The organism is Glaciimonas sp. PCH181 (genome assembly GCF_003056055.1).
Classification (GTDB): domain Bacteria; phylum Pseudomonadota; class Gammaproteobacteria; order Burkholderiales; family Burkholderiaceae_D; genus Glaciimonas.
The window spans coordinates 554,021-570,214 of record NZ_PYFP01000002.1 but is presented as its reverse complement, the minus strand read 5'-3'; the positions used below and the strand labels follow the sequence as shown (position 1 = coordinate 570,214).

Below are 16,194 nucleotides of genomic sequence, written 5' to 3'. Positions count from 1 at the left end.
GATGGAAAGCGTCTACGAGTGTGATGAATCAGGCTGCCGTGGACGCTGCTGAAATTTGAATCTGGTTGGCAGGTCATCCGCCGTTGTGCGCGTCACTGCCAATGGTTTTTCTTTATATTGCCAGGTCAGCGTAGTTTGGTCTGATGCAGAAGCCAGCCATTCCAGCAGCGCATCGTCGGCGACGAGGTTGCCGTCGATGCGGAGGTTGGTCATCCATTCTGCGATATCGCGATCATCCAGCGCGGCGACCTTGTTGTCTGCGACAAACAGCGGTTGCCCATGTTCGGTCAGCAGCACGGCATCAATCGCGTTGAATACTTCGCCAGTCTGTAGCACCAAGCCCAATACAGGATCGGTGTGGGCGATATACGGTGTCAGCGCCAGATCGACGTACACGCATTGCGGGCCATTTTGAAAGTAACCACGACCTTCTGCATCGACGCTGTAATTACGGTTGATGAAGGCACATAACGCGGTGTGCATGATTTTGTTGCCGGGCAAATCGTTGCGCTGCGTTTCTTCATCGCGCATGCGCCATGCCCCACGTGCATCCAGTGCCAGCCAGCCGAAACAAGCTGGCACATCGGGCCATTTACTCATTGCTTTCTTGACGATTTCATCCATGCTGATGCGGTCCTTATTTGATGTGGCTACGTGAGTTTGCGCGCCCCAATTTTGCTGCAATGGGAAGGCATTCCAGGTTTTAGGCGGCTAATAAAAATTGCACGATATGTTGCGGCAACCAGTCCACGCGGCCTGGCGGGGAACCGACGGGAAAGCCGACGTGGCCGCCCTGTTCGGGATATTCCAGCGTGACGCAGGCCGCGGCGCTGTGCGGTAAATGGCGCGGCGGCAGAAACGGGTCATTCTTGGCATTGAGCACTAACGTCGGCACAACAATATCGCTCAAGACATGTTTGGCGCTGGCCCGATCCCAATAATCTTCGGTATTGCGATAGCCATGCAAGGGCGCGGTCACGACATTGTCGAAAGCGTGTAAATCGCGGGCACTGAGCATCCGTTCACGGTCAAACAAGTGGGGAAATTGCGCCAGTTTATCGAGCGATTTGGTTTTCATGGTGCGCAAGAAAACCCGTGTATAAATCTTATTAAAGCCACGCGATAAAGCGATGCCACCACCTGCCAGATCAAGCGGTGCCGAGATGGCGCATGCAGCATCCACGATGCGGGCCTGTTGTTGTGATTCGCCCAGCCAGCACAGTAACGCATTACCGCCGAGCGAGACACCTGTGGCAAACAATTTGCTGAATTGTTTTTGTCCCCGTGAGGCCGCTAAACGACGCAAAATCCAATCGACCTCTAACGTGTCGCCAGAATGATAAAAGCGCGGTGCAAGATTGATTTCACCAGAGCAACCCCGAAAATGCGGCGCGGCACCGGACCAGCCCAGCGAGGCCGCATACGCCATCAGTGCGCGGGAATAATGGCTGTCGGATGAACCTTCCAGACCGTGAAACATGACCACCATTGGCTTGCCCGGCTGGCCGTCGACGAAGTCGATATCAATGAAATCGCCATCCGGCGTATCCCAGCGCTCGCGTCGATAGGCAACGGCTGGTTTGACGATGCAAGTCGAGGGATAAATAGTTTGCAAATGACCGCCCGGTAACCATAGCGGAGCGATGTAAGGCTGATGGGGGAGGACGGAGGCCATGCGACGCTTCTGGTTAATAATGCAATTATGCTGAAGGGCGCTGCTCAACTGCTGACGCTTCTATCGTACTGCTGAACATACTGTAAAAGCCATCAAAATTTTGTGATTTCTACAACTATTTGTTAGCCCTGCAACATGCAAACGGTCCTGCAATGGGACCGTCATCGGCACACTAAATTCCTTCTGTTTCCCCTCTGTTTATTGCCTTGGCTATTGGCTGCGCGCCGCTACTGCATTCTTCATCAGCGCGCTAGTACAGTGTCAGTGCAGCAAGCTTGTGGCCAGAATATCTTCCGGTGCCTGACCGGGAGCAATCGACGCATGGTGCAATACGATGCGCCAGCCTTTAGGCGTTTTCAGGTAAGCGTTGGTTGTCAGGATATGCATCTCCTGACCCAGATCGCCGCTGCGATTAACGTCTTCCACCAGATTGTGAATGCTGGTCGACATATTGCGTGAGACATGTACTTGCCGGGTACGGATATGTACGCCGCCACGCTCAAACAGGCTTTCGTAAGCGCCCCGAATTGCAGCGTGACCGACCAGACGCGGCGCGCCGGGATGGACGCAGACGATCTCTTCGTCGTCAGCCCATAACGCCATCATGGCTTCGATATCGGCACGGCCAAGCGCGTCGTAAAAAGCGGTTTCAGTATCATCGGCTGAGCCGTGCATTAATTTTGCGCGTGGCATGCTTACTCCTGTACTTCTGTTAACGACAAAGTCAGATACAAAAAACACACAGGGAGCAGCACCCCCTTATATACTTTTCAGATCAGCGTTTCATGCGTCTCAGTTGGCTAATTAACGGCATTAGTCTCATTAGTTGCTACTGAATAACGTCAGTGGGCCTTGATCACTGCGCCCGGCTTCATACAATATTCTGTGCCGCAATAGGGACATTTGGCGTGGCCGGTTTTTGTCAGGTCCAGAAATACCCGTGGATGTGACGACCATATTGGCATCAGTGGGTTAGGGCAATGCGCTGGCAAATCTTTGCCATCCAGTTCGACTGCGGCTTGCGGGTTTGTTGCGCTTGTTGCTGTACTCATTTAATTCTCCGAATTGCGGGCTTGCTGGATTTTATCTGCTGAAACATGGTGCGCTCGGAGCAAGTTGGCAGGTTGATGCAACTTGCCCGAGTTTTACCGATGGTTATTGATATTGCGGGATTTATACCACCGTCAGCCATTCCTGATACTTGGATGATTTACCCGCGACTACTTGAAAAAACAGGCTTTGGATTTTTTCTGTGATCGGGCCGCGTTTGCCTTCGCCGATAGTGCGATTGTCCAACTCACGGATCGGGGTAATTTCGGCAGCGGTGCCGGTGAAGAAGGCTTCGTCGCAGCAATAGACTTCATCGCGGGTGATGCGTTTTTCGATTACTTCGATACCGTTGTCGCGCGCCATCGTCAATACGGCGTCGCGCGTAATGCCATCCAGACAAGAAGCTAAGTCTGGCGTGTAAATTTTGCCATTCTTGACGATAAATACGTTTTCGCCTGATCCTTCAGAGACATAACCGTCAGTATCCAGCAGCAACGCTTCGTCATAGCCGTCGGTCAGCGCTTCTTGATTAGCCAGAATCGAATTGATGTAATAACCGCTGGCTTTTGCGCGCACCATCGACACGTTCACGTGATGGCGGCTGAATGATGACGTTTTAACGCGGATACCCTTCGCCAGACCGTCTTCACCCAGATAAGCGCCCCATGGCCAGGCGGCGATGGCGACGTGAATCGTATTGTCGCGGGCGGCGATGCCCATTTTTTCCGAGCCGATCCAGATCAGCGGACGCATGTAGCAGGATTCCAGCTTGTTCTCGCGGACCACCTGAATTTGCGCATCGATCAGTGTTTCCAGATCATACGGAACCTGCATCTGGAAAATTTTGGCAGAGTTCAACAGGCGTTGGGTATGCTCTCTTAAGCGAAAAATCGCTGGTCCTTTGTCAGTTTTGTAGGCGCGCACGCCTTCAAAGACCGCCATGCCGTAATGTAGCGAATGGGTGAGCACATGAACGGTGGCGTCACGCCAATCGACTAGTTGACCATCTTTCCAAATTTTTCCGTCGCGGTCTGCCATGGACATAGTGAAATCTCCGGTGATTCAGTTATATGAGGAACGCTGAGCCGTTTCCAACAACGACAATCATCTGCGTTAATCCAACATTTTAACGGATTCAGAACATCTGAACTCTGTAGAATGACAGTTTCGGATAGAGATTTACGGGCGATGGGGTTGCTTTAATGTCACTCAATTCCCCGATAAATAAGCAAAAGTTGTCAGGCGTTGTCGCGCTTTGCCTGTCCTAGACGTTTTTTCACCCGGAACAGCATGAATCAGCAGCAAGATAAGCGAACTCAGCCACCTAAGTCACCGGCTTTGTCGCAACGTAGCGCGACCCAACTTACCGACGTCATTGACCTCGCCGAGACCGCTAACATCGAGCCGGCGTCCATCGCCGCAGCCATGGATCAAGTCCAAAAACGCGCTTATCGTCATGCTTTGAAGGTTGTTTCGCCCTCTTTGGCCGGTATTGCCGCCTGGGGAGCAGTGTCCGGGATGGCGATGGTGAAGTCAGGGTTGACGCTGTGGCATGCGCTCGGTATGTCGATTTTTGTCTATGCAGGCTCGGCGCAATTAGTTGTATTGCCGTTGATTGCCGCGCAAGTACCGATTCTGGTGATTTTCTTAACCGCGACTATCGTGAATTTGCGCTTTCTGATCTTCGGCGCAGCAATCGGGCCGCATTTTGCCCATCTGCCGTGGCACTTGCGGCTATGGAATGGCTATCTCAATTCCGATCTGGCGATGGGCTATTTTCCCCAGCGTTATCCTCTGGGAGGCGCGCATCCCGTCCCTGAAAAACTGGCCTTTTTTTCTGGCATTAGCCATGCTAGCTGGATCGCCTGGCAAGGAGGTTCGATCGTCGGTATTTTCCTGTCTGGCTATATTCCGACAAGTTGGGGCATCGGCTTTGCCGGAACGTTGGCGTTGCTAACGGTAATGGTCCCGATGACGATTAATACCTCCGCGCTGGTGGGCGTCATCGTGTCCGGGACAGTTGCTGTGCTGGCATTTGGGCTGCCTTATCGACTTGGCCTGTTATTGGCCGTGATACTGGGCATGATTGCGGCGGTGATGGCCGATAGTTGGAGCGAAAAGCGGCAAACAGAGAGGTTATCGGGCATCGCCCCATCTTTGAATACAGATATAAGCGCTAATAGGGAAGACCGATCATGAACGAACTGGACATCTGGATAGTCATCGGTTGTATGGTTTTAGCCACACTGGTGACGCGTTGCCCATTTTTTTTACTCGGTCATGCCGTTAAGTTGCCGCCCAAAGTGCAACACGCATTACGGTACGCGCCCGCCGCAGCGCTGGCAGCCATCGTGATACCGGATTTGGCGCTGACCGGTGGTGTTATCCACCTCAGCATGGACAATCCACGGCTGTTGGCGGGGATCGGCGCGGTGGTTTTCTTTTTATGGACGCGGCGCATGCTGGCAACACTGGTACTCGGCATGGGCTTGTTTACCGTTCTACGTCTGGCTGTGTAGTTTGTTACAAATAGCACTGCCGCATTATGTTGCACCCGGGAAAGACTCGCCAAAAACGGTGTTTTCAGAGGCTAGTGGGGTAAAATAGCGCCTTTTCCACCCGGATATCTGCCTGATCGACATGAAATTTAATCGACTGAGCGACTTGATCGCGCAAGACCAACTGCAAGGCAAGCGTGTATTTATCCGCGCCGACCTGAATGTGCCACAAAACAACAACGGTAGTATCTCTGAAGATACCCGCATCCGCGCCTCAATCCCAGCGATCCGTCAGGCACTCGATGCTGGCGCTGCGGTGATGGTGACTTCGCATCTGGGCCGTCCGACAGAAGGTGACTTTCAACCCGCCGATACCTTGGCGCCGATTGCGGTTCGTATGTCAGAGCTGCTGGATCAAACGGTAGAGCTACGCCAAAACTGGCTGGACGGCGTTGAAATCGCGCCGGGCCAAGTTGTATTGCTGGAAAATTGTCGCGTTAACAAAGGCGAGAAAAAGAACGACGATGCGTTGGCGCAAAAGATGGCCGCGCTCTGCGATATCTACGTCAACGATGCGTTTGGTACATCTCACCGCGCCGAAGCCACGACCCACGGGATTGCCAAGTTTGCGCCTATCGCTTGCGCCGGACCTTTGCTGGCCGCCGAGTTGGATGCGTTAGGTAAAGCACTGAATCAGCCAGCGCGTCCGCTGGTGGCGATTGTTGCCGGTTCCAAAGTATCCAGCAAATTAACTATATTAAAAGCGCTGGCCGACAAGGTCGATAATCTGATCGTCGGCGGCGGGATTGCGAACACATTTTTGCTGGCAGCCGGTTTTAAAATCGGCAAATCGCTGGCAGAAGTCGATTTGATTGGCGAAGCCAAGGCGATTATCGACATGATGGCCAAGCGTGGCGCATCGGTGCCGATTCCGGTGGATGTGGTTTGTTCGAAAGAATTTTCGGCAGCCGCGACCGCCACGGTCAAAGACGTCAAAGACGTTGAAGACGACGACATGATTCTGGATATCGGCCCTAAAACAGCAGCGATTCTGGCGGCGCAAATTGCGCAGGCCGGCACGATCGTGTGGAACGGACCGGTTGGTGTATTTGAATTTGACCAGTTTGGCGAAGGCACAAAAGTGCTGGCGCATGCGATTGCCGACTCAAAAGGATTCTCGATTGCCGGTGGCGGAGACACATTGGCAGCGATTGCGAAATACAAGATTGCCGACAAAATTGGCTATATCTCCACCGGCGGTGGCGCATTTCTGGAATTTTTGGAAGGCCGGACTTTGCCTGCGGTGGAGATTTTGCAACAACGTGCTTCACAGTAAACACTTAAGCGCTTAGCCATTTAGCCACGCATTATCAGCATGAGATATTCAGCATTTAGCAGTCCGCTAGTTTTACCACTTCACTTCCAATAAAGGTTGTCATGTTAAAGACTGTGATGCAAAGAGCTACGAAGATAGTTGCCACCATTGGACCAGCATCAAGCGACGCTGAAACATTAACGCGGATGTTTAATGCTGGCGTTGATGTCGTGCGGTTGAATTTTTCACATGGCAAGTCGCAGGATCATATCGATCGCGCCATGCTGGTACGTGAAATAGCGGCCAAATGTGGGCGTCAGGTGGCGATCATGGCTGACCTGCAAGGACCTAAAATCCGCGTTGGTAAATTTGAACATGGCAAGATCGAACTAGTGAATGGTGCGAAATTTGTACTCGATTCCGATTGCGAACTCGGCAATCAGGAACGCGCTGGACTTGATTACAAAGCTTTGCCGCGTGACTTGAAGATCGCCGATGTTTTATTGCTGAATGATGGTCTGATTGTGTTGGTGGTAGAGCGCATTATCGGTAACGAAATACACACCGTCGTTAAAGTCGGTGGCGAGTTGTCGAATAATAAAGGCATTAACCGTCAGGGCGGCGGCCTGTCTGCGCCAGCGCTGACGTCGAAAGACATGGAAGACATCAAGACTGCGATGAGTTTTCAGGCGGATTATGTCGCGGTGTCGTTTCCAAAAAATGCCACCGATATGGAAATGGCGCGGCAATTGGCAAACGTTGCTGGCGAAGCCTACGATCACAAACCTATGATGATCGCCAAGATCGAACGCGCTGAAGCGATTCCGGTTTTGCAATCGATTCTGGACGCGTCCGACGGCATCATGGTCGCGCGTGGCGATCTGGCGGTAGAAGTCGGCAACGCGGCTGTGCCAGCATTGCAAAAACGCATGATCAAGATGGCGCGGGCATCGAATAAATTGACGATTACGGCGACCCAGATGATGGAATCGATGATCGTCAACGCCGTTCCGACCCGGGCCGAAGTATCCGACGTGGCAAATGCCGTGCTGGATGGTACAGATGCTGTCATGACCTCGGCAGAAACCGCGTCCGGTCGTTATCCGGTTGAGACCGTCGAAGCGATGGCCGCGATCTGTTTGGAAGCTGAAAAGTCGGAAGATTGCAAACTCGACGCAGATTTTCTGAATGTGACGTTTACCCGCATTGACCAATCAATTGCTTATGGCGCGCTATTTACCGCGCATCATTTGCGCGTGAAGGCGATTGCGGCGCTGACGGAATCCGGCTCGACGGCCCTGTGGATGAGCCGCCACAATATCGATATCCCTATTTTTGCTATCACCCCTAGCGTGCAGACGCGCCGTAAGGCTGCGCTGTATCGCAACGTTACTTCACTCGAACTTGCCAAATCAACCGACCGCGAAGCTGTGTTGCGCGCCGCGCAGAATTTGTTGGTGGCGCAGGGTGTGGTGCAGCCGGGTGATTTAGTCGTTGTGACCTGGGGCGAGCCGATGGGGCAAATCGGCGGCACCAACGCGTTCAAGATCATGAAGATTGGTGAATATTGATTTCACCGGCTACAGCACAATTTTTATTACCTTTGGAGTATCAACATGCCTCTCGTATCCATGCGCCAACTGCTGGACCATGCAGCTGAAAATAGTTATGGCCTGCCGGCATTCAATGTCAACAATCTAGAGCAAGTTACGGCCATCATGGAAGCCGCCGATGAAGTCGGTGCGCCGGTCATCATGCAAGCGTCGGCGGGTGCCCGTAAATATGCTGGCGAAGCATTTTTGCGTCATCTGATTGAAGCCGCAGTCGAAGCCTATCCCCACATTCCGGTGGTTATGCATCAGGATCACGGCCAGACCCCAGCGGTTTGTATGGCAGCGATTCGTTCGGGCTTTACCTCGGTGATGATGGACGGTTCGTTGAATGAAGACGGCAAGACGGTCGCCAGCTACGAATACAACATCGAAGTATCGCGCAAGGTGGTGGAGTTTTCCCACGCGATTGGTGTCACGGTAGAAGCGGAACTGGGCGTGCTCGGTTCGTTGGAAACCATGATGGGCGACAAAGAAGACGGTCACGGTGCCGATGGCAAAATGACCCGCGAACAGTTGCTGACCGATGTCGCGCAAGCCGCCGATTTCGTACAAAGAACCCAATGCGACGCACTGGCAATTGCAATCGGTACTTCACACGGCGCGTACAAGTTTTCACGCAAGCCTACTGGTGATATTCTGGCGATTGAGCGGATCAAGGAAATTCATGTACGTATCCCGAACACGCATCTGGTGATGCACGGTTCGTCATCCGTACCGCAAGAATTGCTGGCTGAAATCCGCGAATTTGGCGGCGACATGAAAGAAACCTACGGCGTGCCTGTGGAAGAAATTCAAGAAGGTATTCGTCACGGCGTACGCAAGATTAATATCGATACCGATATTCGTCTGGCAATGACCGGCGCGATCCGTCGTTATTTGATGGAAAATCCAAGCAAGTTTGATCCACGCGATTACCTGAAACCAGCACGCGAAGCTGCTAAGGCAGTCGTTAAAGCACGTTTTCTGGCGTTTGGTTGCGAAGGTCAGGCAGCAAAGATCAAGCCATTGTCGCTGGAAAAAATTGCACAGAAATACAAAAAAGGCGAACTAGCGCAAATCGTGCAATAAGAACTTGCAAAATCGCGGTTAAATTAATCGCGATTAAACAAGCTTTTATGCGTGCGCAGCAACCCACTACACGGCCAGGCGGTGATAATTTCTCCCCGCCTGGCTTCTACTTTTGGAACCACCATGACTAGTCTTTACAAATCTTCTATTACTTCTTTGCCGCTGCTGGGTACTGGCAAAGTGCGCGACAACTATGCTGTCGGCACCGACAAAATTCTGATACTGACCACCGACCGTTTGTCTGCGTTCGATGTCGTTATGAATGAGCCGATTCCGGGCAAGGGCAAAGTATTGAATCAGATGAGTGATTTCTGGTTTGAGAAGCTGTCAGCTATTGTGCCAAATCATCTGACCGGGATTGCTCCGGAAAGCGTGGTTGCACCAGAAGAAGTCGAGCAGGTCCGTGGCCGTGCGGTGGTTGCGAAACGTCTGGAGCCAATCATGGTCGAGGCGGTAGTACGCGGCTATATCATCGGTTCGGGATGGAAAGATTATCAGGCGACTGGCGCAGTATGTGGCGTGACGTTGCCAGTGGGTTTGCAACAAGCCGCCAAGCTCGATGAGCCGATTTTTACACCAGCGGCCAAAGCCGAAATGGGCCATCACGACGAGAACATCAGTTACGACGACATGGAACGCCGGATCGGCACTGAGCTCTCCGCCACCATTCGCGATATCAGTATTCAGTTATACAAAACCGCTGCCGATTACGCAGCGACACGCGGCATTATCATTGCCGACACCAAGTTTGAATTCGGCCTCGATCAGCATGGCAAGCTGCATTTGATGGACGAAGTATTGACCGCCGATTCATCACGTTTCTGGCCCGCAGAAAGCTATGCCGTTGGTATTTCTCCGCCGTCATTCGATAAGCAATTTGTGCGTGATTATCTGGAAACGATTACCAGCTGGGATAAAACAGCCCCAGCACCGACGTTACCGGCCGACGTGATCGAGAAAACCGGTGCCAAGTATCGTGAAGCATTAGAAAGCCTGACTGGTGAGAAACTGAAGGATTAATCATGCGTGCAAGCCAACAAAATACACCGCTGATCGGCGTAGTCATGGGCTCGTCCTCTGACTGGGATGTGATGCAACACGCGGTCGCCATACTGGTTGAATTCGGTGTGGAACATGAAGCGCAGGTCATTTCTGCGCATCGCATGCCTGATCAGATGTTCGCTTATGCCGAGACCGCCCGTGAACGCGGTTTGCGGGCGATTATTGCCGGTGCTGGCGGTGCCGCCCATTTGCCCGGCATGATCGCTGCTAAAACCATCGTGCCTGTTTTAGGTGTGCCGGTGCCGTCGAAGTATTTGCGCGGCGAGGATTCGTTGCTGTCGATTGTGCAGATGCCCAAAGGCATTCCGGTTGCGACCTATGCGATTGGCGAAGCGGGCGCGGCAAACGCTGCATTGTCGGCGATAGCGATGCTGGCTTGCACCGATGATGTGTTGGCCGAAAAGCTGCTGGCGTATCGCGCCAGACAGACCCAGATGGCACTTGATATGAAATTACCTCCTGTATGAGTAGCGCGCAACACGTAACATCCGCAACAACCGCAACAGCCGCTGTCGTGATAGCTGACGACGCTTCATTGACCGCCTTCGTCCCCACCACAACGCCAGCAACCTGGTTAGGCGTGATGGGCGGCGGTCAGTTGGGCCGCATGTTTGCGCATGCCGCGCAATCGATGGGCTATAAAGTCGCTGTGCTGGAGCCAGCAGAAGATTGCCCTGCATCGCACGTTGCTGACCGGCACGTTCTGGCTGACTACGATGATGAAGTCGCCTTAGCCGAGTTGGCGTCGTTGTGCGTGGCTGTTACCACCGAGTTTGAAAATGTCTCGCACCACAGTCTGGCATTTTTGGCCGACAGTATTTTCATCGCGCCCAAAGCGGCTTGCGTCTCCATTGCGCAAGACCGTGTCGCCGAAAAAGAATTTTTCACGCAATGCAGTCCGCAATCCAACGTCTTTCCAGCGCCCTATAAAGTCATCGCATCGGATAGCGATATCGACAGCGTGCCTGCGGACTTACTGCCCGGTATATTGAAAACCGTGCGTTTGGGATATGACGGCAAAGGGCAGGCGCGCGTGCGCACGCTGGATGAATTGCGCAGTGCGTATGCCGAGATGAACGGTGTGCAATGCATTCTTGAAAAAATGCTGCCGCTGGCTTACGAAGTATCGGTACTAGTCGCGCGTGGTGCTGACGGTGCGGCCGTCGTGTATCCGATAGCAGAAAACGTGCACCGCGACGGTATTTTGTTTACGACCACTGTACCGGGACCGAATGTTGGCGCCGATGCGGCTAAACGCGCACAAGATGCTGCACTGGCGCTCGTCGGCCAACTGGGCTATGTCGGCGTCCTGTGCATCGAATTTTTTGTGCTGGCGGATGGTTCGCTAGTGGTCAACGAAATGGCCCCACGTCCGCACAATAGCGGGCATTACACGATCGACGCTTGTATTACCAGTCAGTTTGCCCAGCAGGTACGGGCGATGGCGCGCATGCCGCTGGGCGATACGCGTCAGCATTCTCCTGCTGTCATGCTGAATATTCTGGGCGATGTCTGGTTCCCTGATGATAGCGATCAAGTGCGCGAACCAGCCTGGGATCAGATCACCGCTTTACCCGGTGCTGCGCTGCATTTGTACGGCAAAGCCGAAGCGCGTCGTGCCCGCAAAATGGGGCACATCACTTTTGTCGCACCTACGCTGGCAGAAGCGCAGGTGCAGCTCGCCCTCGCTTGCGGCATTCTTGGTATTGCTTTGGCATGAACGGTTCGTCTGCATCCCCGCTGATCGATCTGGAAGCCATTGCGCTGGCCGCGCGCAAACTTGAAGCAGGTGAGCTGGTAGCGTTTCCGAGCGAGACGGTTTATGGCTTGGGAGCGGATGCAGAAAATCCGGCTGCTGTAGCGGGTATTTACGCCGCCAAAGGCCGTCCATCCAATCATCCCGTTATCGTCCATATCGCGCCCGAGGCTGATCTTGAGTATTGGGCGCAGGCGATTCCGTCGCAGGCGCATCAATTGATTGCCGCATTTTGGCCGGGACCGCTGACGCTGATTTTGCCGCGTGCGGCGCATGTTTCCAGCGCGCTTTCGGGCGGTCAGAATTCTATCGGTATTCGTTGTCCCTCTCATCCGGTGGCGCAAGCGTTATTCCGCGCATTTAAAGGCGGTAAGGGCGGTGTCGCCGGACCGTCTGCGAATAAGTTTGGCCATGTCAGCCCAACCAGCGCGCAGCATGTACGCGAAGAGTTTGGCGATGGTCCTGACAGTCCGATTGCGTATATTTTGGATGGCGGTCAGGCCGAAGTCGGGATTGAATCCACTATCATCGATCTGTCACGGGTGGCGACGCATGGCCCGGTGTTATTGCGTCCGGGCGACATCAGCGCCGCGGAGATTGCCGCAGTATTGGGCGAAACTGTACAAGCCCCTGACGCCGCCGCTCCCCGTGCTTCCGGTACGCTGGAATCGCATTACGCACCGCGTACGCCAGTATTGCAGGTCGCACCCGCGCTTTTGTTTGCAACGTTGGCGCAGCTACATCAGGCAGGGAAACGGTTAGCATTGATTTCTTATTCGGCGTCTGCTCAGAACGCCGCACCGTTGCTGGCGCACTACCCAATGCCAGGAACGCCGCATGACTACGCCCATCATCTTTACGCTGCGTTGCGCGATCTGGATCACGCTGCTGCTGATTTGATCGTGGTGGAAACGCCGCCGCAAGAGATTGCGTGGCAGGGAATCAATGATCGTTTGCGTCGCGCAGCGCACGATTCAACCGATATATTCACACCATTTTTGCGCCCTTAAGTTTGTTTGAGGCAAAAATACCACAACGCTAGTCAAGCATGGTCAAAGTGGTGCAAAACTGGCATAGTGTAAAAAAAGAATAGCACGCACGTTCTTTTTAGTGATTGAGAAAAACATGCAAATTGCCTGATATCAACATCAAACTATAGTTTCATACGCGAAAATAAATAATAATAGAGCGCCTCCAGCCAATAGCGATTAGCGAGGCAGGCGCCAAAAAGGGGTGGGGATGCATGCTCCAACACCAATGTAGTACTTACATTTTAAACACCATACTTGGAGAAGACATATGAAAAAACATTTTGCCATGCTGCCGAAGGTCGCCGCTTTAACATTACTGACAATGGCTGCCATGCCAGCAATCGCGCAGCAAGCTGGCGATAACATCGTTGGTATAGGCTGGTTTCATCTGGCACCGCAGGATTCGAGTCAAAATCTGGTCGTTGGCGGTCAAACTGTGCCAAATACCGGCGCTAGCGTTGGCAATGCAGACACGTTAGGTTTGCAATTCAGTCATTTCTTTACTGACAACTGGGTATTATCTGGCGACGCAGGTATTCCGCCTAAATTTAAACTGGATGGCGAAGGCAGTTTGCAAGGCTTGCATATCGGCTCGGCTAAACAATGGAGTCCAGCGCTTCTTGTTAAATACTACTTCGGCGATAAAAATAGTCAGTTCCGTCCCTTCCTGGGCGCCGGTGCTACCTATGTCTGGTACTCGGATGTTAAGTTGGATAATACTTTCCAGCAAACATTAAGTGGCAAAATCAGTGGTGGACGCACAACCGCTTTCACAACTAGTGCCGATTTGAGCAGCTCGTTCGCGCCAGTGATCAGTGCCGGTGCAAGCTATAACTTCGATGCGCACTGGTCGGTTGGCTTCTCGGTTTCTTATATTGCGTTGAAGACAAAAGCCGACTTGACCACCAATACACCGGCTGGCCCAGTACACAGCACAACCAAACTGACGTTGGATCCGATTGTTAGTTTCTTGTCGGTTGGTTACAAGTTCTAAAGTGGCATAAAAGTCTGGCCGGAACTGTGGCTGGTCGTAAAAAAACCTCGATTATGTCGAGGTTTTTTTACGACTATGGAAAGGCAGCAAAGAGAAATCAAATCCTCAAGTAGGCAAATCCAGACGGATTGCGTTAAAGTCACTATAAATGATGAAACTATGAGGGAAATAATATGGCTATCGAAACTGCAGTTATCGGCGGTGGCTGCTTCTGGTGCACGGAGGCGGTCTATCAGGAAGTCAAAGGCGTCGAACATGTCGAATCAGGCTATACCGGCGGCCACATTGTCAATCCGACCTATGAGCAAGTATGCGACGGTACGACCGGCCATGCAGAAGTAGTTGCGATTACGTTTGATAACGAGAAAGTCAGTTTTCGTGCATTGCTAGAGATATTTTTCACCATTCACGATCCGACTACGCTGAACCGGCAAGGGAATGACGTCGGCACCCAATATCGGTCAGTGATCTATTATCAGTCGCCTGAGCAGAAAGAAACTGCAAAACATGTGATGGCGGAAATGGCCTGTGTCTGGGATGCGCCGATTGTCACGGAATTGTCTGCTGCTGAAACCTATTACAAGGCCGAGGATTATCACCAGAATTACTTCAGACAACATCCTTTGCAGGGTTATTGTGCTTTTGTGGTTGCCCCAAAAGTCGCCAAGCTACGCAAAACATTTATGGATCAGATAAAGGCTTAAGCGACGTGATTGTTTGCTGCGATAGTGGGTGGTAAACCGCATCAGTGCGCAAATCAAGTAAGCCTGCAATAAAAAAGGTCGCCGCGGAGGGCGACCTTTTTACATGTGACCGGTAGGACTAATTAAGTCTCACCATAGATATATTTGCGCGACCACGGCAGCGTTGCCGCACTCCGTCCAGCCTTGCGACAAATCACCTGATATAGCGACATCCAGTCCATCTCAAAACCATACGCGCTGCCCGCCAGATATAAACGCCAGATGCGGAAGCGACGATCATCCGATGCACGTCTGACTTCATCTGAATGCGCCTCAAGATTGTCGGCCCAAATGCTGCAAGTCTTTGCATAATGTCGGCGTAAATTTTCCACATCCATGACTTCCAGGCCGCCTTCCTGCATAGTCTTCAGAACTAGGCCGATATGCGGTAATTCGCCATGTGGGAACACGTATTTATCAATAAATTCACCACCGCCGTAAGGCGATTCACCGTTATCGATATCGGTTGTTGTAATCCCGTGATTCATCGCGACGCCATCGTCATTCAGCAGCGATTGGATACGCGAAAAATACATCGGCAGATTCTTCAGGCCGACATGCTCGAACATACCGACGCTGGTGATGCGATCAAATTTTCCGGTGACATCGCGATAGTCTTGTAAACGGATTTCAATCTGGTTCGTCAGGCCGGCTTCTGCCACGCGTTCTTTTGCCAGCGCATACTGATTTTCCGAGAGCGTCACGCCGACACATTTCGCGCCAAATTTTTGTGCCGCACGCAATACCAGCGCACCCCAGCCGCAGCCGATATCCAACAATGTCTGACCTGGCTGGAGTTGAATTTTGGTCAGAATATGATCGATTTTTTTCAGCTGCGCCGTGTATAAATCTTCATCGCCATTCTCAAAATAAGCGCACGAATACACCATATTCTGGTCCAGCCACAATTGATAAAAATGGTTGGAAACGTCGTAATGATAATGAATCGCTTCTGCGTCTTTTGCTTTGTTGTGTCGGATGGTGCGGGCAACCCGGCCGAATTTTCCGACCGGCTTAAGGTGCGTTGCGGCTAGCGCATTGGCGACGGAGATGATCTGTTTGAGCTTGCCTTCGACCTCGATCTTGCCCTCAACATAGGCCTCGCCAAGGTTCGACAAGGACGGTGTTAATAGATAAGAGAGGGAGGATGCGTGGGGGATGCGGACGATAACTTCGGGTGCTGCGGCGGTACTAAAATCAAAGCGCTGACCGTTCCATAATTCGAGCCTTAAAGGTAATGCGGCGCGATTGCGAATGTCATCAACCCAGTGTTGCAGTTTTGCTTCCCAGAACATGATTTTTCTCCAAAAAATAATCCGATTAATCGGAATTGCGCTTTTGAAAGCCTGACGGCAAGCGTTTTTCAGTGATGATTCTGCTGAGATTCGC

Annotated in this window: 17 protein-coding genes; 11 read left to right on the top strand and 6 right to left on the bottom strand. The window is 52.3% G+C overall.

Annotated features, from left to right (window positions below; translation table 11 throughout):
* Positions 1 to 12: 12 nt before the first annotated feature.
* The 5 genes from C7W93_RS15700 to C7W93_RS15680 all read right to left on the bottom strand — a co-directional run bounded on the left by C7W93_RS15700 (position 13) and on the right by C7W93_RS15680 (position 3,769).
* On the bottom strand, positions 13 to 624 hold the full coding sequence (locus C7W93_RS15700; protein WP_108442153.1) for a DUF2946 family protein: 612 nt from the start codon (positions 622 to 624) through the stop codon (positions 13 to 15).
* Between the two features lie 79 nt (positions 625 to 703).
* Positions 704 to 1,675, bottom strand: a complete 972-nt coding sequence (locus C7W93_RS15695) for a YheT family hydrolase (protein WP_108441198.1) — start codon at positions 1,673 to 1,675, stop codon at positions 704 to 706.
* Positions 1,676 to 1,936: 261 nt separating this feature from the next.
* A complete protein-coding gene (locus tag C7W93_RS15690) occupies positions 1,937 to 2,368 on the bottom strand; it encodes a nuclear transport factor 2 family protein (protein ID WP_108441196.1) in 432 nt (143 codons plus the stop codon).
* Between the two features lie 149 nt (positions 2,369 to 2,517).
* Positions 2,518 to 2,727: a zinc-finger domain-containing protein gene (locus tag C7W93_RS15685; RefSeq protein WP_108441194.1), complete on the bottom strand. Its 210-nt coding sequence runs from the start codon at positions 2,725 to 2,727 to the stop codon at positions 2,518 to 2,520.
* 121 nt (positions 2,728 to 2,848) lie between these two features.
* Entirely contained in the window at positions 2,849 to 3,769 is a 921-nt protein-coding gene (locus C7W93_RS15680) for a branched-chain amino acid transaminase (RefSeq protein WP_108441192.1), read from the bottom strand.
* A 246-nt stretch (positions 3,770 to 4,015) separates the two neighbouring features.
* Between C7W93_RS15680 and C7W93_RS15675 the strand changes: the two genes are divergently transcribed.
* The 11 genes from C7W93_RS15675 to msrA all read left to right on the top strand — a co-directional run bounded on the left by C7W93_RS15675 (position 4,016) and on the right by msrA (position 14,766).
* Positions 4,016 to 4,924, top strand: a complete 909-nt coding sequence (locus tag C7W93_RS15675; RefSeq protein WP_225869904.1) for an AzlC family ABC transporter permease — start codon at positions 4,016 to 4,018, stop codon at positions 4,922 to 4,924.
* The gene (locus C7W93_RS15670; protein ID WP_108441190.1) at positions 4,921 to 5,244 is read left to right on the top strand and encodes an AzlD domain-containing protein; all 324 of its coding nucleotides are present in this window, start codon (positions 4,921 to 4,923) and stop codon (positions 5,242 to 5,244) included. The genes C7W93_RS15675 and C7W93_RS15670 overlap by 4 nt, the downstream gene beginning before the upstream one ends.
* A gap of 121 nt (positions 5,245 to 5,365) precedes the next feature.
* Positions 5,366 to 6,559 (top strand): phosphoglycerate kinase, encoded by a 1,194-nt coding sequence (locus C7W93_RS15665; RefSeq protein WP_108441188.1) that lies wholly within the window; start codon positions 5,366 to 5,368, stop codon positions 6,557 to 6,559.
* A gap of 116 nt (positions 6,560 to 6,675) precedes the next feature.
* Positions 6,676 to 8,109 (top strand): pyruvate kinase, encoded by a 1,434-nt coding sequence (gene pyk, locus C7W93_RS15660; protein ID WP_108442151.1) that lies wholly within the window; start codon positions 6,676 to 6,678, stop codon positions 8,107 to 8,109.
* Positions 8,110 to 8,154: 45 nt separating this feature from the next.
* Positions 8,155 to 9,219: a class II fructose-bisphosphate aldolase gene (gene fba / locus C7W93_RS15655; protein WP_108441186.1), complete on the top strand. Its 1,065-nt coding sequence runs from the start codon at positions 8,155 to 8,157 to the stop codon at positions 9,217 to 9,219.
* Between the two features lie 123 nt (positions 9,220 to 9,342).
* On the top strand, positions 9,343 to 10,239 hold the full coding sequence (locus tag C7W93_RS15650; protein WP_108441184.1) for a phosphoribosylaminoimidazolesuccinocarboxamide synthase: 897 nt from the start codon (positions 9,343 to 9,345) through the stop codon (positions 10,237 to 10,239).
* Between the two features lie 2 nt (positions 10,240 to 10,241).
* Positions 10,242 to 10,748, top strand: coding sequence for a 5-(carboxyamino)imidazole ribonucleotide mutase (gene purE, locus C7W93_RS15645; protein WP_108441183.1), 507 nt, complete (start codon positions 10,242 to 10,244; stop codon positions 10,746 to 10,748).
* A complete protein-coding gene (locus C7W93_RS15640) occupies positions 10,745 to 12,001 on the top strand; it encodes a 5-(carboxyamino)imidazole ribonucleotide synthase (RefSeq protein ID WP_108441181.1) in 1,257 nt (418 codons plus the stop codon). The genes purE and C7W93_RS15640 overlap by 4 nt, the downstream gene beginning before the upstream one ends.
* A complete protein-coding gene (locus tag C7W93_RS15635) occupies positions 11,998 to 13,047 on the top strand; it encodes an L-threonylcarbamoyladenylate synthase (protein ID WP_108441178.1) in 1,050 nt (349 codons plus the stop codon). Before C7W93_RS15640 ends, C7W93_RS15635 begins: the two co-directional genes overlap by 4 nt.
* A gap of 289 nt (positions 13,048 to 13,336) precedes the next feature.
* Complete coding sequence (locus tag C7W93_RS15630) at positions 13,337 to 14,062, top strand: OmpW family protein (RefSeq protein WP_108441177.1); 726 nt, start codon at positions 13,337 to 13,339, stop codon at positions 14,060 to 14,062.
* Positions 14,063 to 14,235: 173 nt separating this feature from the next.
* Positions 14,236 to 14,766 (top strand): peptide-methionine (S)-S-oxide reductase MsrA, encoded by a 531-nt coding sequence (msrA, locus tag C7W93_RS15625; RefSeq protein WP_108441175.1) that lies wholly within the window; start codon positions 14,236 to 14,238, stop codon positions 14,764 to 14,766.
* Positions 14,767 to 14,888: 122 nt separating this feature from the next.
* Here the strand turns inward: msrA and C7W93_RS15620 are convergent, their stop codons facing one another.
* Complete coding sequence (locus tag C7W93_RS15620) at positions 14,889 to 16,100, bottom strand: cyclopropane-fatty-acyl-phospholipid synthase family protein (protein ID WP_108441173.1); 1,212 nt, start codon at positions 16,098 to 16,100, stop codon at positions 14,889 to 14,891.
* Positions 16,101 to 16,194: the final 94 nt, after the last annotated feature.